Origin of the sequence: Aquabacter sp. (assembly GCF_965279295.1) — a bacterium.
Classification (GTDB): domain Bacteria; phylum Pseudomonadota; class Alphaproteobacteria; order Rhizobiales; family Xanthobacteraceae; genus Aquabacter.
Genome location: NZ_CBDIHQ010000018.1, coordinates 456768 through 474234, shown reverse-complemented (window position 1 = coordinate 474234; position 17467 = coordinate 456768). Strand labels below are relative to the sequence as shown.

Annotated in this window: 18 protein-coding genes, 1 tRNA gene and 2 pseudogenes; 6 read left to right on the top strand and 15 right to left on the bottom strand. The window is 66.1% G+C overall.

What is annotated here, in order from left to right; genetic code table 11:
- The first annotated feature begins 24 nt into the window (after window positions 1–24).
- Window positions 25–693 carry an O-methyltransferase gene (locus ADADO0_RS20105; RefSeq protein ID WP_511306974.1) on the top strand — a complete coding sequence of 223 codons (669 nt, stop codon included), beginning with the start codon at window positions 25–27 and terminating at the stop codon, window positions 691–693.
- Here the strand turns inward: ADADO0_RS20105 and ADADO0_RS20100 are convergent.
- The gene (locus tag ADADO0_RS20100) at window positions 657–1940 is read right to left on the bottom strand and encodes a hypothetical protein (protein ID WP_511306973.1); all 1284 of its coding nucleotides are present in this window, start codon (window positions 1938–1940) and stop codon (window positions 657–659) included. The genes ADADO0_RS20105 and ADADO0_RS20100 overlap by 37 nt on opposite strands.
- 187 nt (window positions 1941–2127) lie before the next feature.
- Here ADADO0_RS20100 and ADADO0_RS20095 point away from each other — a divergent pair, with 187 nt between their 5' ends.
- Complete coding sequence (locus ADADO0_RS20095; RefSeq protein ID WP_511306972.1) at window positions 2128–2700, top strand: DUF4142 domain-containing protein; 573 nt, start codon at window positions 2128–2130, stop codon at window positions 2698–2700.
- Between the two features lie 84 nt (window positions 2701–2784).
- On the opposite strand, the gene ADADO0_RS20090 is transcribed toward ADADO0_RS20095, so the two are convergent.
- Both ADADO0_RS20090 and ADADO0_RS20085 read right to left on the bottom strand, forming a co-directional pair.
- Window positions 2785–3000 (bottom strand): hypothetical protein, encoded by a 216-nt coding sequence (locus ADADO0_RS20090; protein WP_511306971.1) that lies wholly within the window; start codon window positions 2998–3000, stop codon window positions 2785–2787.
- 97 nt (window positions 3001–3097) lie between these two features.
- Window positions 3098–3370 carry a helix-turn-helix domain-containing protein gene (locus ADADO0_RS20085; RefSeq protein ID WP_511306970.1) on the bottom strand — a complete coding sequence of 91 codons (273 nt, stop codon included), beginning with the start codon at window positions 3368–3370 and terminating at the stop codon, window positions 3098–3100.
- Between the two features lie 133 nt (window positions 3371–3503).
- Between ADADO0_RS20085 and ADADO0_RS20080 the strand changes: the two genes are divergently transcribed.
- The 3 genes from ADADO0_RS20080 to ADADO0_RS20070 all read left to right on the top strand — a co-directional run bounded on the left by ADADO0_RS20080 (window position 3504) and on the right by ADADO0_RS20070 (window position 5463).
- Window positions 3504–4082, top strand: coding sequence for a D-glycero-alpha-D-manno-heptose-1,7-bisphosphate 7-phosphatase (locus ADADO0_RS20080; protein WP_511306969.1), 579 nt, complete (start codon window positions 3504–3506; stop codon window positions 4080–4082).
- Window positions 4072–5247 (top strand): AGE family epimerase/isomerase, encoded by a 1176-nt coding sequence (locus ADADO0_RS20075; RefSeq protein ID WP_511306968.1) that lies wholly within the window; start codon window positions 4072–4074, stop codon window positions 5245–5247. Before ADADO0_RS20080 ends, ADADO0_RS20075 begins: the two co-directional genes overlap by 11 nt.
- A gap of 126 nt (window positions 5248–5373) precedes the next feature.
- A tRNA-Ser gene (locus ADADO0_RS20070) sits at window positions 5374–5463 on the top strand.
- Here the strand turns inward: ADADO0_RS20070 and ADADO0_RS20065 are convergent.
- The 11 genes and pseudogenes from ADADO0_RS20065 to ADADO0_RS20015 form a co-directional block, all read right to left on the bottom strand.
- Window positions 5434–7080: pseudogene (locus ADADO0_RS20065) on the bottom strand (recombinase family protein); the annotation flags it as partial. The gene ADADO0_RS20070 and the pseudogene ADADO0_RS20065 overlap by 30 nt on opposite strands.
- Window positions 7077–7475, bottom strand: coding sequence for an HVO_A0114 family putative DNA-binding protein (locus ADADO0_RS20060; RefSeq protein WP_511306967.1), 399 nt, complete (start codon window positions 7473–7475; stop codon window positions 7077–7079). The gene ADADO0_RS20060 and the pseudogene ADADO0_RS20065, both read right to left, overlap by 4 nt.
- A 145-nt stretch (window positions 7476–7620) precedes the next feature.
- Window positions 7621–7923: a hypothetical protein gene (locus ADADO0_RS20055; RefSeq protein WP_511306966.1), complete on the bottom strand. Its 303-nt coding sequence runs from the start codon at window positions 7921–7923 to the stop codon at window positions 7621–7623.
- Between the two features lie 147 nt (window positions 7924–8070).
- Window positions 8071–8313 carry a DUF2274 domain-containing protein gene (locus ADADO0_RS20050; RefSeq protein WP_511306965.1) on the bottom strand — a complete coding sequence of 81 codons (243 nt, stop codon included), beginning with the start codon at window positions 8311–8313 and terminating at the stop codon, window positions 8071–8073.
- The gene (locus tag ADADO0_RS20045) at window positions 8310–9539 is read right to left on the bottom strand and encodes a TraB/TrbI/VirB10 family type IV secretion system protein (RefSeq protein WP_511306964.1); all 1230 of its coding nucleotides are present in this window, start codon (window positions 9537–9539) and stop codon (window positions 8310–8312) included. Before ADADO0_RS20045 ends, ADADO0_RS20050 begins: the two co-directional genes overlap by 4 nt.
- Window positions 9536–10612 carry a P-type conjugative transfer protein TrbG gene (trbG, locus tag ADADO0_RS20040; RefSeq protein WP_511306963.1) on the bottom strand — a complete coding sequence of 359 codons (1077 nt, stop codon included), beginning with the start codon at window positions 10610–10612 and terminating at the stop codon, window positions 9536–9538. The genes ADADO0_RS20045 and trbG overlap by 4 nt, the downstream gene beginning before the upstream one ends.
- Window positions 10609–11292 (bottom strand): conjugal transfer protein TrbF, encoded by a 684-nt coding sequence (gene trbF / locus ADADO0_RS20035; RefSeq protein WP_511306962.1) that lies wholly within the window; start codon window positions 11290–11292, stop codon window positions 10609–10611. Before trbF ends, trbG begins: the two co-directional genes overlap by 4 nt.
- Window positions 11292–12596, bottom strand: a complete 1305-nt coding sequence (trbL, locus tag ADADO0_RS20030) for a P-type conjugative transfer protein TrbL (RefSeq protein ID WP_511306961.1) — start codon at window positions 12594–12596, stop codon at window positions 11292–11294. Before trbL ends, trbF begins: the two co-directional genes overlap by 1 nt.
- Before the next feature lie 2 nt (window positions 12597–12598).
- Complete coding sequence (gene trbK-alt, locus ADADO0_RS20025) at window positions 12599–12898, bottom strand: putative entry exclusion protein TrbK-alt (protein WP_511306960.1); 300 nt, start codon at window positions 12896–12898, stop codon at window positions 12599–12601.
- Window positions 12899–12914: 16 nt separating this feature from the next.
- Window positions 12915–13679 carry a P-type conjugative transfer protein TrbJ gene (gene trbJ / locus ADADO0_RS20020; protein WP_511306959.1) on the bottom strand — a complete coding sequence of 255 codons (765 nt, stop codon included), beginning with the start codon at window positions 13677–13679 and terminating at the stop codon, window positions 12915–12917.
- Window positions 13676–15217, bottom strand: a pseudogene (locus ADADO0_RS20015) (TraG/VirB4 family ATPase); the annotation flags it as partial. The gene trbJ and the pseudogene ADADO0_RS20015, both read right to left, overlap by 4 nt.
- 14 nt (window positions 15218–15231) lie before the next feature.
- On the opposite strand from ADADO0_RS20015, the gene ADADO0_RS20010 reads away from it, so the two are divergent.
- Window positions 15232–15558 (top strand): helix-turn-helix domain-containing protein, encoded by a 327-nt coding sequence (locus tag ADADO0_RS20010; protein ID WP_511306958.1) that lies wholly within the window; start codon window positions 15232–15234, stop codon window positions 15556–15558.
- Here ADADO0_RS20010 and ADADO0_RS20005 read toward each other — a convergent pair.
- On the bottom strand, window positions 15555–17063 hold the full coding sequence (locus tag ADADO0_RS20005) for a DUF3363 domain-containing protein (RefSeq protein WP_511307232.1): 1509 nt from the start codon (window positions 17061–17063) through the stop codon (window positions 15555–15557). The two genes, ADADO0_RS20010 and ADADO0_RS20005, sit on opposite strands and share 4 nt — an antisense overlap.
- Window positions 17064–17467 lie beyond the last annotated feature (404 nt).

Sequence of the window (17467 nt, the reverse complement as noted above, 5' to 3'; positions counted from 1 at the left end):
TCTTCTACGAATGGAGCCCCGGGCATGAGCGCGGATCAGTGGACCAAGGTCGACGACTACATTGTCGAGACCCTGCTGGGACATGACGCGGTGCTGGACGCCGCGCTGGCCGCGAGCGACGCGGCCGGGCTTCCCGCGATCAATGTGTCACCGGCGCAGGGCGAGATGCTGGCGCTGTTCGCCCGCATGGTTGAGGCGCGGCGCATTCTGGAAATCGGCACCCTCGGCGGCTATAGCGCCATCTGCATGGCGCGCACGCTGGGGAGCGACGGCCGCATCGTGACGCTGGAGGCAGACCCTGCCCACGCCAAGGTGGCACGGGAGAATTTCGTCCGGGCGGGCCTGGATCATCTTATCGACCTCAGGGTGGGGCTCGCGATCGATACCCTGCCTGGGGTGGAAGCTGACGGCCTCGGCCCGTTCGACCTGATCTTCATCGACGCCGATAAGCCCAGCAATCCGGACTATCTGATTTGGTCGCTCCGCCTCTCGCGGCCGGGCACGCTGATCGTCTGCGACAACGTCATCCGCGAGGGCGAAGTGGCGAACCCGGCGAGCACCGATCCCAAGGTGCGGGGTGTGCGGCGCCTGTTCGAGATGGTCGCCGCCGATCCGCGCCTGCAAGCGACGGCGGTGCAGACGGTGGGCAGCAAGGGCTATGACGGCTTCGCTTTGCTGCGCGTGAAAGACTGAGGCGTCCCGCGCCACCACCGCGTGATGCGCGCGCCAAGCGCATCCAGCGCGATCAAGGCGAGCAGGCTGAAGGACAGGCCGATGGTCAGGGCGAAGATGTACCAGTCGTACATCGCGTGGACGATGATGTGCTGGTACGCGAAGATGTACCAGGAGACATAGCCGGCGAAACCGTAGAGCAGGATCGTGATCTCCACCGGCTTTCGCCTCCACGCGATCACCGGCACCAAAGCGAGCATGACCAGCAGCAGGTTCCGCTCGCTGATCTGCACCGTGTGCCCGGCAATGCGGAACGCCCACTGCTCCCAGCGCAGTTCCATCGCGGCGAAGAACGCCCGCGTGAAGGGGGCGGGCGCATGGGACAGGGACAAGGTGCGCTCGGTCGCGGTCTGAAACGCCAGCGCGAAGGATGCGCGCAGGGATAGGGTCATCTGGCTGTCGGCGAAGACGATGAGGACATGGAGGCACGCCGTCACCAGGAACGCCGCCAGTATGGCACTGAAGGCTATGAGCGCGTTTTTTGCCCGCGCCTTTGCCTTGGAGGCGGTAAACAGCGCCGCGCTGAATGCGGTCAGCAGCGCGAAAACGGTGGCGAGTTCGTACTGGCGCAGGAAATAGCAAAACCCCAGCGCGAACACCGCGGCCCAAGAAAATCGCCCGGTTCGCGACAATTGCCCCGAAATGAGCGCCGCCGGGGCCACCATGGTCGCGGAGAGGAAATACAAATTCTGCCCGTACAGAATGAACCCCGCTGAAAAGCTCAGCAGTATCGGGATCGCGTATATGGATTTCAGGTTGTTCTGAATGCAGAAATTGAGGGCGAAGTAGGATGTGAAGATCGAAAATAGGAAGAGATTGATCAATCTGAGGGTGGTGAATAAATATTCTATTTTATTCTGGTCGTTAAATTTAAGCAGAACCGCCAATTTTCCGAAAATGAGCGTCTGGAGTGACAGGTTGGTGTAATATTTCGTGTAATGATCGGGATAATAATGGTAATCGCCAGCCGCATATCCCTTCGCGATGATGGGTAGAATGCTGGGATCGCTCGGGATGGTGGCGTTCCGGATGGTCGTATTGCGCACGATGCTTTCGGAGAAGGAATCGCCGAGGTCGGCATATTGTCCGTTTCCGGTGCCGCTGGGGTTTTGCAGACCCTGCGGGTTCGCGAGGATCAGGGCAAATGTCGCAAGGCCCAGCAGCAGGCACACCAAGGCCGGTCTTATCGGCTGCCCGAACAGGGACATGCGAACTCGGCCTCTTGAGTGAAACGCGGACGCGTCAGTAACGCGACACCCGAACCTCAGTTGCATACCGCGTCTTCAGGACTTTGGAACCCCCGGCGACCGCGCGCTGTTCTCCTTCCCAGAAGAGGCATGGATATGCCGAAAGCCGGCGCTGGCGCCGGAATGAACGCGGGGAAGGAGAATAATCATGTCACACCCCACCCCAATGACGGTTCGCAAACGGATGGCTCCAAAGCTCGTGCTTCTGGCGAGCCTGGTCTTTCCGTTGCCCTTGTTCGTACCGTTGGCGACCTGGACGACGCCGGCCAACGCCCAATTGGCGGGAACCCTCTCCGGCCCGAAATTCGTCGAAACCGCCGGCACCGGCGGCCTGTTCGAGATGGAAACCAGCGCCCTCGCGCTCAAGAAGAGCAAGAACCCCGAGGTTCGCGCGTTCGCCGAGCGCATGACCCGCGACCACGAACTCATCATGACGGATCTGAAGGCCGCCGCTGAGACCGCCGACGGCCAGATCACCATTCCCACCCGGATGGATGCCAAGCACGAGACGGCGCTGGAGCGCCTCAACGCGGCGACCGGCACCGACTTCGACACGCTCTACATCCAGATCCAGACCCAGGAGCATGACGCGGCAACGGCGATCTTCGCCTCATATGCGATGGACGGCGACCAATCGGCGCTGAAAGCCTTCGCCGCCAAGACGCTCCCCATGCTCAAGGCGCATCTCGATGCGATCAAGCGCCTCCAGGTGAAAACCTGAGGCGTGAAGACCTGACAGAAGCCCTAACCAAAGACCTTTTGAAGCGATAACTCCCGCAGGGTGAATGCCCTGCGGGAGGCGCATTCAATTGGTCGGCGCGGCGATGCTCGCCAGCAGCACGCGCGCGACTTCCTTGGTCACGCGGCGCTTGTACTTGGAATGAACGAGCTGCCCGTTATGGTAGATGTCGTGCTCGACATACACCATCTTTCCATCCCAGCGCAGGATGTTGTCACTCTCCGAGGTCTCGATAACGCCGAGGCCCTCGATGAACTGTCCTTCCAGCGGATGCTTCAGCATTCTTATCCTCCGGGCGGTCCCGTTCTCCGCGACGCGCCGTTTGAGGTGTCAGGATATCGCAAGGGCCGCGCGGAACAAGCCGCTCTCGACCCTCTGCTTAATCATCGTTCGACGCATTGAGCTGGTCTGCGCGCAACCCTTCGGAATCGGCCGGCCGCAGGCGGACGCCGGGCCCCTCGATAAACTCGATGCCTTCGGATTCCAGGTGCGCGCGTATCGCCTCCAGGGCCACCGTTGCCTCACCACCGCTCTCCAGGCGCGCCAGTTCCGCTTCTGTTAGGCCCACGGCCCGGGCGACATCCCCGCGTGACAGCCCGGCCAGTTCGCGGGCGGCGGCGATCTGCCGGGGAGAAGGGAAGGGCGCGCTCATGAAATCCTCCGGTACATTTTTTGAATGTTTTCACTGATACACACGCGCCACACTTGCCGCCAATGCGGGTGCGCGGGCAAAAGCGGTGCGTAACCAAGTCCGGCCGGCGCTTCGGGTTCCAGGGGGCGCCCGTGTGACACGGCCAAGTTCAGACGCAGGTGCGGATGTGATGCAGGCGGACCCACCAAAGACGCGTGGCGCGGTCTTTCTCGACCGCGACGGCGTGCTGAATGTCGACCGCGGCTATATCGGCAGCGTGGATCGGTTCGAGTGGATCGCCGGTGCGCGCGACGCCGTGCGGCGAATCAATGGGTCGGGGCTTTATGCCTTCATTGTCACGAACCAGTCCGGCATCGCGCGGGGGTTCTACACCGAGGCGGACTATCGGCGGGTGCGCGGCAAGCTTGAGGCGGACCTCGCCGAAATCGGCGCTCATATCGACGATGAGCGCTTCTGCCCCTACCATCCGGAGGGCAGCATCGACGCCTACCGGACGCATTCCGACTGGCGCAAGCCGCAGCCCGGCATGCTGCTGGACCTCATGAAGCACTGGCCGGTCGACCCGGCGCGCAGCGTGATGATCGGCGACAAGGACACCGACATGGCGGCGGCCGCCGCCGCCGGCATTCCGGGACATCTGTTCTCGGGCGGCAATCTGGACCAGTTTCTCAGCCCCATCCTTCAGGATCTGACCCAGCCCCATGATGTCTGACAGCCTGCGCGCGGAACAGGCGCGCCTCATGTCCTGGCTTTTCGAGGATGCGCTGCCGTTCTGGTCGCAGGCGTGCATCGACCATGAGGCCGGCGGCTTCTTCGAGCGGATCACCCCCGAGGGCGTGCCGATCCGGGACCCCCGGCGCGCGCGCGTGGTCGGCCGCCAGATCTATTGCTTTGCGACGGCGCTGCGCCTGGGCTGGCAGGGGCCGGCGAAAGCGGGTCTCGACCATTCCATCGCCGCCCTGTCGCGCTTTCACCTGCATGACGACGGCCTTGTCGTGCCGACCGTGGATGGCGCGGGGCGGCCGGCGCGGGTCGACTTCGACCTCTACGACCACGCCTTCACCCTTTTCGGCCTGGCTGCTGCGGCGCGCGCGGGGCAAGAGGAAGGGGAGGACGCGGAAACCCTCACCGTTCGGGCGGTGCGCCTGCGCGCGGGCATGCAAGCGGGCTTCGCGCATCCCTCTGGCGGTTTCGACGAAGGACAGCCGCGCAAGCTTCCGCTCGCCAGCAACCCGCATATGCATCTCATGGAAGCGGGCCTCGCCTGGGCGGATGTCGCGCCCGGACACGGATGGGACGGGTTCACCGACGAGATCGGCGAACTGGCCCTCGCCCGCTTCGTCGATACCCGGACAGGCGCGGTGCGCGAATATTTCGGCGGCGATTGGGAGCAGTTGCCCGACGTCGCCGGCAGTGTGGTGGAGCCTGGACACCAGTTCGAGTGGGCCTGGCTGCTCGCGCGCTGGGGCCTGCTGCGCAAGCGCGCGGATGCCCTGGACGTCTCGCGCCGGCTGATCGCCCTTGGCGAAGCCAACGGCATCGCGGTCTCGCTCGATCTCGCGGTCAACGAACTGAACGCCGACCTCACGGTGCGCGACGCGCGGGCGCGCCTGTGGCCGCAGACCGAGCGCATCAAGGCGCATCTGGCAGCCGCCCGGACCGCAGCAGACGGCACCGCCCGCGCGGCCGCCGAAGACCGCGCTGCGGACGCCGCCCGTGGGCTGGCTCGCTTCCTGCGCCATCCGATCCCCGGCATGTGGTGGGAACATATCGCGCCGGACGGCGTCCCTGCGTCCGAACCTGCGCGCACCAGCAGTCTCTACCACATCATCTGCGCGCTGGACGCCATTGCAACCTATTCCGAAGGCGGCTTGTAAAGTCCTTTGCCGGCTTTGCATGCCGCATCCCGCAGGCGTGAAGGCCAGAAATTTTCACCCTGCACTGGCGCGCAGCGAGACGATGGGGTTTACCTTCACGAACCGGGCGCGGATTCGCATGTTCCTGGAAGGGTGGCCGAGTGGTTTAAGGCAGCGGTCTTGAAAACCGCCGTGGGTGGAAGCCCACCGTGGGTTCGAATCCCACCCCTTCCGCCATTTCAGTCCCAAGCTGGGCACGCCGATTGCCGTCGATTTCCCTCCGGAAATGGCGGTGAGCGTGCGCAGCAGCTCTCCCTTCGATCCCATGATGCGAACTTCGGCCTCTCCGACCTCGACCCGCTGGGCGAAGGCGCGCAGGTAATCCCGCCGATAACCGCCCCCGTCGAGCCTGATGCGCTGCCGGGCCACTTCGGCGAACCGGCGCACGGTGGCGGGCGTCACCGCCCGATTGCCGGAGCTTTCGAGCATGGCCTGCGCCCGCTCGGCATCGACCTGCGCCTGGTCGCGGAGCGCCTTCAGGCCAGCGATACGGTCCTTCAGCGCGGGGTCGCTAATATCAGCCACACCTGATTCGATAGCGTCATAGAGGCGCTTGAGCCGCAGTTCGGTCTCAGCCGCCCGGCGGTTCAGTTCGGCGATATGGTCCTGCCGGCGTTCAGCGCGTTCGTGCCGGCGGTCGAGGACCGAGGCCAGCACCTCCTCCAGCCGGTCGGGCTGGAGCAGCCGATCCTCGATATGGCTGGCGACGATGGTGTCGAGCTTCTCCATCGGGATCGAGCGGCCCGAACAGCCGGTCTCGCCCTGCCGCGCCTTGATCGAGCAGGTGTAGTAGCGATAGCGACCGCCTTTGCCGGTGCGGATGGTCATGGCACCGCCGCACTTCTCGCAGAAGCAGATCCCGGTCAGCAAGGTCGGGCCGCTGACGACGCGCGGCGGCGTGACCTTGGGATTGCGGGCCTTCAGATGTGCCTGCACCGCGTCGAAGGTTTCGAGGTCGATCAGCGGCGGCACGGGCACCGTGACGATCTCGCTGATCGGCTTCAGTTCCTTTGTCTTGGAGCGCTTGTTGAACTCGTGCTCGCCGATATAGGTGCGCCGCGTCAGGATGCGGTGAAGCTGGCCGATGCCCCAACGCCCGCCGTCGCGGGTGAAGATGCGCCGCGCGTTCAGATGGGACACGATCGCCTTGACGCCCATCGGGCCGGACGTGCCGTTTCCTTCCAGCGCCAGCCGGTAGATCAGCCGCACCGTGTCGGCGTGCAGCGGATCGATTTCCAGCTTCTTCTTGGTCTTGGCCCCGCGCTGCTCGGCCGCGACGATGCGATAGCCGATCGGCGGCAGCGCACCGTTCCAGAAGCCCTGCCGGGCGTTCTCCTTGAGGGCGCGCATGACGTGCTTGCCGTTCTCCTTCGACTGATACTCGTCGAACAGCGCCATGATCTGACGCATCATGACGTGCATCGGATCGTCGCCCATCTCCTGCGTGATCGAGACCAGCTTCACGCCGTTCTTGGCGAGCTTGCGGACGTAGAACTCCAGTTCGAAGTGATCGCGGAAGAAGCGGCTGAACGAGTGGACGACGACGATATCGAAGGGCGCGGGCTTGGACGTCCCCGCCTCGATCATGCGCTGGAACTCAGGGCGGCGATCGTTGGTGGCGGTCGCGCCCGGCTCCACGAAGGTGTCGATAAGCTGATAGCCCCGCGACAGGCAGTAAGCCTCGCCCTGGCGCTTCTGGTCGGGGATCGAGACATCATGCTCGGCCTGCCGTGCGGTCGAGACGCGGAGATAGAGGGCCGCACGGGTGGCGACGCTGGGTGTTTCAGCGTTCATGATCGGTCTCCCTCTGCCGTGGCGGTTCGCTTTCGAGATTCTTTCAGCGGCAAGTCCAGCACGACGCGATCGTGAATGAGCTTCGGCGCAAGCTTGCGGCCGCTTCGCTCCATACGGATCAGGCCGTAGCCGATCATCGTCTTCAGCGTGCGCGACAGGTTGGACTTGGCCCGGTCTGTCAGAGCCGCCAGTTCGTCAAGCGAGTCCGGGGCCTGCTCTGCGATGATGCGCAGCATCTCGCGATTGGGAGCCGAAAGGATGCGGGCGAAGGATTCGGTCGAGGCGAACCAGACGGTTGGATCGCCCGGCGACGGCTTCTCCTCACCCCGTGCAATGCGCAGTGTGCGGGCTTTCATCTCCTCGGGATCGGCGATGCCGACCTTCAGCGTCTTCATGGCGTATTGCCTCCGTCTGGCGCCCGCCGGGCCGGACGGAAGTCTCACGCGGCAGATCGAAAATCACCGCTTACAGTTATCACCATAAAGCAACTAATTCAAGTGAGAATGTGCCCGGATGCGCGTCGTATGGGCCAATTGCGCCTTACTTGGACGGCCCGAACAGCTCGTCGAAGATGTCGCCGAACCATGCCTCGAACAGGTCGATCTCGGCCTCCGTCACGGGCACGCGCTCGGGCCAGTCGTCGGTGACGGTCCAGGTCTCGACATCGTGCTTCGGCGGTCGACCGATGCGTGGGGCCGGCGTCTCGATGTCGTCCTGCGGGATATAGTCGTAGAGGTCGTCGGGCAGAGCGCCGGACACGATACGGAGCCGGCGTTGCGGGCGATCAGCGGCGCGCCGGGACATGGGAACCACGCTCTGTGAGATGACCAACCGTAACGACACCTGACCCTTCATCCTGATGCTGGCCTTCGCCCTGACGCCGCGCAATTCTTCCAGCATCGGCGGATTGCGCGAACTGTGAAGACGGCGCGTTGCGATATGTCGATCGTATTCCGCGATCGGTCGAGCGATGATGGGCGGGCGTCGGCATCATGATGACCTGCCCTCGTTCGCCGCCGTGCCGCGCCTCGCTTTGGCAAACGCCCGATCGGTGGCGATGAACCGCTCCAGCATCGGCACGATCAGACGGAGGGGATCGGTGGGCGGATGGCCGTTCTCGCGGCCGAGCACTTCGGCATAGGCGGCAAGGTCGCGATGCAAGTCGGCGGGCAATTCCACCGTCACCTTCACCGGCTTGGTCTCAGTGATGGGGCCGAGCTTCAGCTTGGTCATGGCGTGGCTCCATAGGGTTCGAGCACGAGATCGCGGGTGACGATGACCCGGACGGGGAAGCCCGGCCGGATGGTGAGCGTCGGGGCGATGTTGAGCTGGCGCTGGACGATCTGCCGGCCGGTCTGACCGATACTGTCAGACGCGCCGTCGCGGATGGCGCTGAGCAGATCGCTTTCGTCGCTGGACGAACCCGTGTTGGCGCCGATGCTGAGCAGCGTCGAGAGCGCCGCCGCCTTGAACAGTTCCCCCCAATGATAATCGACGCCATCCTCCAGCCCCGCATAGCCCTCGGCGTCGGCGCCCGGCTGGCGCTCCAGCACGATCGACCGTCCATTGGGCATGATGAGCCGGTTCCAGACCAGCAGCACCCGGCGCTGCCCGAAGCCGACGCCGTTGTCGTATTGGCCGATCAGCCGCGTGCCTTGCGGCAGGAGCAGGATGCGGCCGGTCGGGCTGTCAAAGACATTCTCCGTCACCTGGGCGGTGATCTGGCCGGGCAGATCGGAGCGGATGCCGGTGATGAGCGCCGCCGGAATGACCGCACCGGCCTGAAGGATGTTCGGCGATGCCGGCGCGGCGACGCGATCCGTCGCGACGGTGCGCCTGTCGGCCGCCTGATTGAGGAAGGCGAGCTGGCGGTCCTGCGCGGTGGGCGTTGCCGGCTGTGGCGCGAGGCCGAGGCTGCTTAGGTCCGGCGTGGTATTGGCGGTCGTGGTCGCCGGTGACGCGACGTTGCGCGACTCGGTCGAAGCGAACAGCTTGCCGGTTCGCGCCGCTTCGATTTCCTGAAGCCGGCGCTGCTCTTCGGCGCTGAGACCCGGCGGAGTCGCGGCGGATGTGCCAATGCCCGGCGTGGGCACGGGCTGGCCGCGGTTCTGCGCGTCGAGGATCGGGCGGCCGAGATCGCCCGGCAAAGCGGGTCCGAGGATCGGGCCGGTATAGTCGCGCGGCAGACCATTGAGCCCATCGGCGGTGGCGCGGTTTTCCGTCGAATAGAGTTCGGTGTTGCCGCCGCCGCTATCGCGGGTCTGGAGCGCATAAATCAGGGCGCCGCCGATCCCGGCGCTGGCGACCAAGCCGAGGCCGATCAGCACCTTACGCGACAGGCGGGTGACGCGTGGCGGCTCGGCCCGAAGGCGCATGGGCGCCACCGGCTCGCCGGTCAGCGGCCGGGCATCATCATCCGGCTCGGGCGTCGGCGTCTTCTCGGAATCGATGTCGCTCATGATGCGGGCCTACCATCGGTGCGGGTGATGCGGACGCGCTTCTGGTTGTCGCCGTTGCCGAAGCGCAGTTCGGCGGCGGCGAACAGTCGGTCGACGATCATGTGACGGCCGCGCACCCGGTAGTTCACCAGTTCGGAGGTGTTGCCCTCGGGACCGACGACGAATAGCGGCGGCATCTCGCCCTGGGCGATGCCGCGCGGGAATTCGATGAACACCTGCCGGCCGTCGTCGAAGGCGCGCAGAGGCCGCCACGGCGCGCGGTCGCCCTCGATCGCATAGCGGAAGTTGACGTTGGCGAGATCGACGCCGGAGGCGACCGGCTGCGCGGCCTCCGCCTGCTGGTTCTGCCGGCGTAGCGCGATGAGCTGGTCCTGCGGATACTGCCAGGAGACGGACGCCATGTAGGTGCGTTCGGTCGAGCGCAGTTCCATGTGATAGGTGCGCAGGTTGGTGTTGATGACGAGGTTGGTCATCAGCTCGGGCCGCGTCGGCTTCACCAGGATATGCACCTGCTGGGTCGCGCCGGAACCGCTCAGCGTGTCGCCGATGATCCAGCGCACGGTGTCGCCGGCGGCGACCGGGCCGGAGCCGACGAGGGTTTCGCCCGGCTGTAGCGCGATGTCGGTGATCTGGCCGACTGCGGTGTAAACCTGATAGAGCGCGCCGCCGGTATAGGGATAGACCTGCATGGCGTTGATGAAGCCGTCCCGCACCGGCTGGATGCGTGCGGCGGCGTTTGCCTGATTGACGCGGGCGGCGGGATCGGCCGGCTCCGGTATCTGACGCGAACGCTCCACCGGCTTCATCTGGCCGGGCAACGGCAGAGGACGCGGCAGTTCGACGACGGTGACGGGCGATGGCGGATCGACCGTCTGCACGGCGGGCGCTGCATCGTCATAGGCGATCTCGGGCGGCTTCTGCGCCGTGACGCAGCCGGCGAGCGCCGTTGCGGACAGCAGTAGAAGCGCAAATCCGGCTTTACGGAGAGACGTCGTCTCGCACCCGCCTTTCGGCTGTGGACGTGCGAGGCAGTTCGCCGGAGATCCGGCGGTCAGTTGAGACGGCCGGATCATTGTCCAAGCTCCTTCGACCAGTTGATGGCGTTGACGTAGATTCCGAGCGGGTTGGCCCGGAGCTTTTCGGCGTCGCGAGGTGGCGCGACGGCGATAGTGAGGATGGCGGTCCAGCGCGAGGTTTCGGCGAGGCTGCCATCCTGATAGCGGCGCTCGACCCAGGCGACGCGGAAGCTGTCGGGGGACGCCCGGATCACGCTCGAGACATCGACGGCGATCTGCTGCTTGCCGACCTTGGTGAAGGGGTCGTTGACGCGGGCATAGTCATTGAGCGCCATCGCGCCGCGATCGGTGGTGAACTCGTAAGCGCGCAGCCAGTTCTGCCGCACGATGATCGGATCGGCTGGAATGCTGCGAACCTGCTCGATGAACCGCGCGAGGTGCCAGGCGATTTGCGGATCGGTCGGGCGATAGTCGGCGACGGCCGGTGCGATGACCTGCGCCTGGCCGAGCCGGTCGACCTGCACCACCCACGGCACGATCGAGCCGTTGGCCGATTGCCAGACCAGCGCGCCCGACAGCCCCGCCGACAGGATCAGCGAGCCGAAGGCCATCAGCCGCCAATTCTTCGCCTGAACGCGGGCCGAGCCGATGCGGTCGTCCCAGACCTGGGCGGCGCGTTGGTATGGGGTCTGGGGTTGCGGCGTCTTGCCGTAGTGGGTGGAGGGTCGTTTGAACATCAGCGGTCGCTTTCGGAGAGGTTGACGGAAGAGCCGCCGCCATGGCTATCGCCGGATTTGACGGCATGGGCAGCGGCCTGGACACCGTGGGAGGCTTGCTGGCCGCGCTTCATGCGCTTGGCCCATGCGGGCGGGCCATCAGCGCTGACGGACGAAGACGATGCGGATGGAGCGTCGGCGCTCTCGTTCGGCGCGGCCTCGCCGGTGACGGACCGTTCCCCGGCCTGAAAGCTGTCCTTCATGGACGCTGCGGCGCGCTTGAACGGGCTGGCGAAGGCGGCCCCGGCCTTGGATGCGCCGGTGCTGGCGACGCCCGATGCGCCGCCCGCGCGATAGGCTGCGGTCGCGCCGCCTGCCAGCGTCGCCCCGCCTCGGGCGGCGGCGGCAGCGCCACCGGCGAGAGCCACACCGCCGGACGCGACGGCGCCGATCGCAGCACCGCCGGCGGCGACCATGCCGCCTGCCGCCAGACCTGTGCCGATCGCAGCCCCCGCGCCGAGCTGCGGGCCACCGGAGACGAGACCGTTGGCGATGCCGGGACCGAAGATGCCGAGGCCGAGCAATGACAGCGCCGCGAGCACGATCGCCATGGCGTCGTCGATCGTCGGCGCCGTGCCGCCGAAGCCGGCCGTGAACTGGCTGAACAGGGTCGAGCCGATGCCGATGATGACGGCGAGCACCAGCACCTTGATGCCCGACGAGATGACGTTGCCGAGCACCCGTTCGGCCATGAAGGCCGATTTGCCGAACAGGCCGAAGGGGATCAGCACGAAGCCCGCCAGCGTCGTCAGCTTGAACTCGATCAGGGTGACGAAGAGCTGGATGGCGAGGATGAAGAAGGCGAGCAGCACCAGCGTCCAGGCGAACAGCAGGCAGGCGATCTGGATGAAGTTCTCGAAGAACGAAATCCAGCCCATCAGGCCGGAGATGGATTCGAGCAGCGGTCGCCCTGAGTCGAGGCCGACCTGCGCCACCTTGCCGGGGCGCAGCAGATCGGCGGTCGTGAAGCCGGTGCCGGACGCCTTCAGGCCGAGACCGGCGAAGCTCTCGAAGAGGATGCGGGCGAGGTTGTTCCAGTTGCCGATGATGTAGGCGAAGACCCCGACGAACAGGGTTTTCTTAATGAGGCGGCCGATGATGTCGTCATCGCCGCCCATCGACCAGAACAAGGCCGCCAGCGTCACATCGATGACGATCAGCGTCGTGGCGATGAAGGCGACCTCGCCCGACAACAGGCCGAAGCCTGAGTCGATATAGCGGGTAAAGACGGCCAGGAACTGGTCGATGACGCCGGTGCCGCCCATGGTCAGCGCTCCCCGGCCGGGTTTGACTCGGCTGGCGCGATCGGTTGGGTCTTGATGCCAAGGAAGCGGTCGCGGCTCTCGGCCCAGACGCGCAGGCACTCGGCGTCACGCGCGCCGGCCTCTCCGAGGCGCTGGCACCGGCGCTGCCCTTCGCGCAGCGGATCGGGAGCTGACGGCGCGACCGCCGGCGTGGCTGCGTTCGCCGGCGTCTCGTCCTGGCGGGTCATCTCGATCGCCGTGGCGGTCACGGCGATGGCGACGAAGATGACGGCGCCGAGGCGCGCGAGGGTCTTGCCATCCATGGCGCTTCTCCCCCGTTCAGTTGTTGCCGTTGTTGAACATCTGCGCATTGCCGGGCTGGTAGCCCGTGCCCGGCGTCAGAAAGCGGCGACGCTGCTCGCGACCCTGTTCGGCGGCAGCGGTGCGCTCGGCTTCGGTCAGCGCCTGCGCCCGGCCGTTGGCGGCGACGACGGCGGTGAGATCGGCGAGCTGCTGGGCCTGGAGCGCGAGGAGCTGGTTGCCGGCCTGGGTGGCCTGGAGCGCGCCGGTGGCGGACTGGCTCGATCCGACCAGCGCCGACATCTGGGCGCGGTTGGTGTCGATATTGCCGACGACGCCGGCCTGCACCTTCATCGCGTCCTGCAACCCGCCGACGGTGTTCTGCCAGCGCGAGCGGGCGTCCGTGACCAGTTGCTGGTCGGAGGCCGACATCGAGACATTGCCGTATTGCTGCTGGAAGGCGCGGTCGATCTGCTGGACGTCGAAGGCGATGTTCTGCGCCTGGCTGAGAAGCTGCTGGGTGCGCTGGACCGACTGCTGCAATTGCTGGAGCGACGAATATGGCAGGCTGGCGAGATTGCGGGCCTGATTGATCAGCATCGTCGCTTCGTTTTGAAGCTGGGTGATCTGCTGGTTGACCGACTGGAGGGTGCGCGCCGCCGTCAGGATATTCTGGGCGTAGTTGGACGGATCGAACACGACCCACTGCGCGGCGGCGGGCGTGGTGACGATCGGCGACAGCGTTAGCGGCACGGACAGGATGGATGCGGCGACAAACGCCGCGCGTGAACGACGAAACATCATGATGGTGTCTCCATGTTGGTGAGGTCGGGGATGAGGTCGGCGGCCCAGGCGACGCTGCGATGGCGCAGCCAGGCTGTGAGGAAGCCGTCGCGGCCGTGCTCGGCGACGATGCGGGCGATGGTGGTCTGGTCGGTCTTCGACGAGGCGGCGCAGAGCGCCAGCGCCACGTCTGACAGGCCCAGCTCGAACAGCCGGTTGCCGCGCCGCGACTGGCAGTAATAGTCGCGCTTCGGTATGGCCCGCGCGAGGATCTCGATCTGGCGGTCGTTGAGGCCGAAGCGGCGATAGATGGCGGTGATCTGCGGCTCGATCGCCCGTTCGTTGGGGAGCAGAAGCCGGGTCTGGCAGCTCTCGATGATGGCAGGTGCGATCGCGCTGCCGTCGATGTCGGACAGCGACTGCGTGGCGAAGACGACGGATGCGTTCTTCTTGCGCAGCGTCTTCAGCCACTCGCGGAGCTGGCCGGCGAACCCTTCGTCGTCGAGCGCGAGCCAACCCTCATCGATGATGATGAGCGTCGGCGAGCCGTCGAGCCGGTCACCGATACGATGGAACAGATAGGCCAGGACGGCGGGCGCGGCCTCGGTGCCGATCAGCCCTTCGGTCTCGAACGCCTGGACGGTGGCGGAGCCGAGATATTCGGCCTCTGCGTCGAGCAGACGGCCATGCGCACCGCCTACGCAGTAAGGCCGGAGCGCCTGCTTCAGGTCGTTCGACTGGAGCAGGACGGCCAGGCCGGTGATGGTCCGTTCGCCGATGGGCGCACTGGCGAGCGATGTCAGAGCCGTCCAGATGTATTCCTTCACCTCGGGAGTGATCGTCACGCCTTCGCGGATGAGGATCGCGACGATCCAGTCGGCGGCCCAGGCCCGCTCGGGCACGTCGTCGATGCGGGCGAGCGGCTGGAGACTGACGGAGTCTTCCGCCCCATCCGACAATCCGCCGCCGAGATCGTGCCAGTCGCCGCCCATGGCGAGCGCGGCGGCGCGAATGCTGCCGCCGAAGTCGAAGGCGAAGACCTGCGCGCCAACGTAGCGCCGGAACTGCAAGGCCATGAGCGCCAGCAGCACGGACTTCCCGGCGCCGGTCGGGCCGACGACCAGCGTATGTCCGACGTCGCCGACGTGAAGGGATAACCGGAACGGGGTCGAGCCTTCGGTCTTGCCGAAGAGCAGTGGGGGCGCTGCAAAATGCTCGTCCCGTTCCGGACCCGCCCACACCGCCGAAAGCGGGATCATGTGGGCGAGGTTCAAAGTCGAAATCGGCGGCTGACGGACATTGGCGTAGACATGACCGGGCAAGCTGCCGAGCCAGGCGTCCGCCGCGTTGATGGTCTCGGTCATCGCGGTGAAGTCGCGGCCCTGGATGACCTTCTCGACGAGGCGCAGCTTCTCGTCGGCCAGGCGCGGATCGTCGTCCCAGACGGTGACGGTCGCGGTCACATAGGCGAGACCGGCATAGTCCGCGCCGAGTTCCTGCAAGGCCATGTCGGCATCGGCCGCCTTGTTGGCGGCGTCCGTATCCACGAGGGCCGAGGCCGCTTCACCTTCCCATGCCGACCGATCCGCGACTCCTGCGTATCGCCAAGGCAATCCTCGACCGACCGGATGATGACCGTACGGCAGAAGAATGGGCCGACTGGGGGGCTCTCTCTCCCCGGACGCTGAGACGACTCGTACTGGCCGAGACGGGATTGAGCTTCGCCCAGTGGCGACAACAGGCAAGGCTGACACACGCGCTCGAAATGCTCGCGCGCGGCGATCCGGTGGCCATAGTGTCGGACGCGCTCGGCTACGCAACGCCCAGCAACTTCATCGCGATGTTCCGCCGCGCCTTCGGCGATTCACCAGCGCACTATTTTGCCATCCGCGAGATCTAAATCCCCAACCCCCTCTGCCGCCCCATCTGCCATGACACCGATCCGCCCTGAACGATCCCCGTCACCTCCTTGCCGAGATGCCGGTCGATCACTGGTCGCCACGGGACCAGCGTGAACTCGTGGCTTTTCTCGACGATGGCGAACTTGCCGCTGGTGAGTTGGACGGTTCCGGTGAAGTTGCCACTGACCGTTTCGCCATCGCCCGCCGCGCGGAACGGCATCGGCTTCGTCGCCGCCAGTTCCGCCCCGGCACGGGCGACCTCGCGCGCCTCCAGCGTCGATAGAAGATCGCGGCGATAGAGGACGCGGCCGTTCTGCTGGCGCGTGGCGTCGCCCTGCTCGATCAGCCGCTCGCGGCGACGGTCCATGGCCTGACTCACGTCCTGTCCGAACCCCGCCGGTGCGATGTCGGACGGGCCGTGCCCGACCAGCTTCCGGTCGAGCCAGGTCGCGCCATCCGCCGTGATCTGCTTTTCCAGATCGAAGGTCGAGAGGACGCGGATGTTAAGCTGCCGTCCCTGGCCCGCATCGTGCGCGGCGGCGCGGGCCTCGAAGTCCTGCGGGATGCGCCACTGGTCGGCGTCGATCCGCTCAGCGATGCCGGCACGGCGCAACGCCTCCAGCCGGCGCACATGGGCATCGGCGAACCCCTCATAGTCGCCGCCGGGCACACGGCCATCGAACCGGGCCTGCTCCAGATGGCGGCTCGGCCGATAGATGCCGTCCTCGGCCATGCCGGCGATGGCCCGGTCGGCGGGGCGCGGTCCGGCGTCGGTCGCTTGGATCTGGATGACGCTGCCGATGCGGGCGTCCGCGACCTTCGCCTGATCGACGCCGGAGACGTGATGGGTGCGGCCGTCGATGCCGTCGATCACCAGCGTCAGGTTCTCGCCCAGTTCGTCGGTGAGATGCTTGTCGACCACACGGCCGACGATCGGCGTCGCGGGCGCGGCGTCGTGAATCTGGAAGCTCATCGGATCGCGGTCATGACCCTCTGCGCGCATCGCCTTCTGCATGGTGCGCACGATGTCACCGCGCTCGCCCATCTCGCGCAGCGTCGGCTCCAGCCGATCGCTCGGTTCCCAGACGCCCGGCGATTGCTCGGTGGCCAGCCCCATCTTCTCCAGCTTGCCGAGACGGCGGATGCGAAGGGTCCGGTCCTCCTGGCCGCGCAGATCGTCGGGCGCATGGCGCAGGTCGAGCCGTCCATCCTCGGCGACCTCGTTCAGCATCGCCCGGTCGATGCGGGTGAAGCGGTCCTGATCGATCTCGGCTATCAGCTTGCGGCGCTGCTCGATCTCGGTGACGGGACCGAGTTCCAAGGTCGCCAACTCGCTCGCCCGTTCGCGGATACCGTTCGCGAGGTAGTCGCCGTTGATGACCAGATCCTCGCCGAGATCGTCGCGGCCGTTGACGATGACATGGACATGCGGATGGCCGGTGTTGAAGTGGTTGACCGCGACCCAATCGAGCTTCGTGCCGAGGTCGGCTTCGAGCTGGCGCATCAGGTCGCGGGTATGGCCGGTCAGGTCTTCGATCTCGGCGGCGTCTTCCGGCGAGACGATAAAACGGAACTGGTGACGATCGTCCTTGCCGCGATCGAGGAAGGCGTCGCCATCGGCGCGGTCTTCGGTGGCTGAATAGAGCCGGCCGCGCTCGCCATCGCGCGAGGTGCCGTCGCGCTGGATGTAGCGCAGATGGGCGGCGGCTTTGCCGCTCTTGCCGGCGGCGCGGACCGAGCGTGATTTGACGATGACGCGGCGGCTGCCGAGCTGGCGATGGCTCCAGCCGTTCGACAGGTTGCGCGAGCGCACGAAGGCCGCGCCGCGCCCGCGCTTGACGCCCCGGCCTGAGGCGACTGCGCCGTTGCGGCTCGGCTTACCGAATGCTCCGGCGCTGCCGCGCGAGA

Coding starts and splice junctions, on each gene's coding strand:
- trbG (WP_511306963.1), bottom strand. CDS start 10,612: ATGATCCGGCCGTCTCAACTGACCGCCGGATCTCCGGCGAACTGCCTC.
- trbL (WP_511306961.1), bottom strand. CDS start 12,596: ATGGGCGGCACCGGCGTCATCGACCAGTTCCTGGCCGTCTTTACCCGC.
- ADADO0_RS20085 (WP_511306970.1), bottom strand. CDS start 3,370: ATGAGCGCGCCCTTCCCTTCTCCCCGGCAGATCGCCGCCGCCCGCGAA.
- ADADO0_RS20095 (WP_511306972.1), top strand. CDS start 2,128: ATGTCACACCCCACCCCAATGACGGTTCGCAAACGGATGGCTCCAAAG.
- ADADO0_RS20050 (WP_511306965.1), bottom strand. CDS start 8,313: ATGACCAAGCTGAAGCTCGGCCCCATCACTGAGACCAAGCCGGTGAAG.
- ADADO0_RS20100 (WP_511306973.1), bottom strand. CDS start 1,940: ATGTCCCTGTTCGGGCAGCCGATAAGACCGGCCTTGGTGTGCCTGCTG.
- ADADO0_RS20090 (WP_511306971.1), bottom strand. CDS start 3,000: ATGCTGAAGCATCCGCTGGAAGGACAGTTCATCGAGGGCCTCGGCGTT.
- ADADO0_RS20060 (WP_511306967.1), bottom strand. CDS start 7,475: ATGAAGACGCTGAAGGTCGGCATCGCCGATCCCGAGGAGATGAAAGCC.
- trbK-alt (WP_511306960.1), bottom strand. CDS start 12,898: ATGGATGGCAAGACCCTCGCGCGCCTCGGCGCCGTCATCTTCGTCGCC.
- trbJ (WP_511306959.1), bottom strand. CDS start 13,679: ATGATGTTTCGTCGTTCACGCGCGGCGTTTGTCGCCGCATCCATCCTG.
- ADADO0_RS20075 (WP_511306968.1), top strand. CDS start 4,072: ATGATGTCTGACAGCCTGCGCGCGGAACAGGCGCGCCTCATGTCCTGG.
- ADADO0_RS20105 (WP_511306974.1), top strand. CDS start 25: ATGAGCGCGGATCAGTGGACCAAGGTCGACGACTACATTGTCGAGACC.
- ADADO0_RS20005 (WP_511307232.1), bottom strand. CDS start 17,063: ATGCGCCAGCTCGAAGCCGACCTCGGCACGAAGCTCGATTGGGTCGCG.
- ADADO0_RS20010 (WP_511306958.1), top strand. CDS start 15,232: ATGCCGACCGATCCGCGACTCCTGCGTATCGCCAAGGCAATCCTCGAC.
- trbF (WP_511306962.1), bottom strand. CDS start 11,292: ATGTTCAAACGACCCTCCACCCACTACGGCAAGACGCCGCAACCCCAG.
- ADADO0_RS20045 (WP_511306964.1), bottom strand. CDS start 9,539: ATGAGCGACATCGATTCCGAGAAGACGCCGACGCCCGAGCCGGATGAT.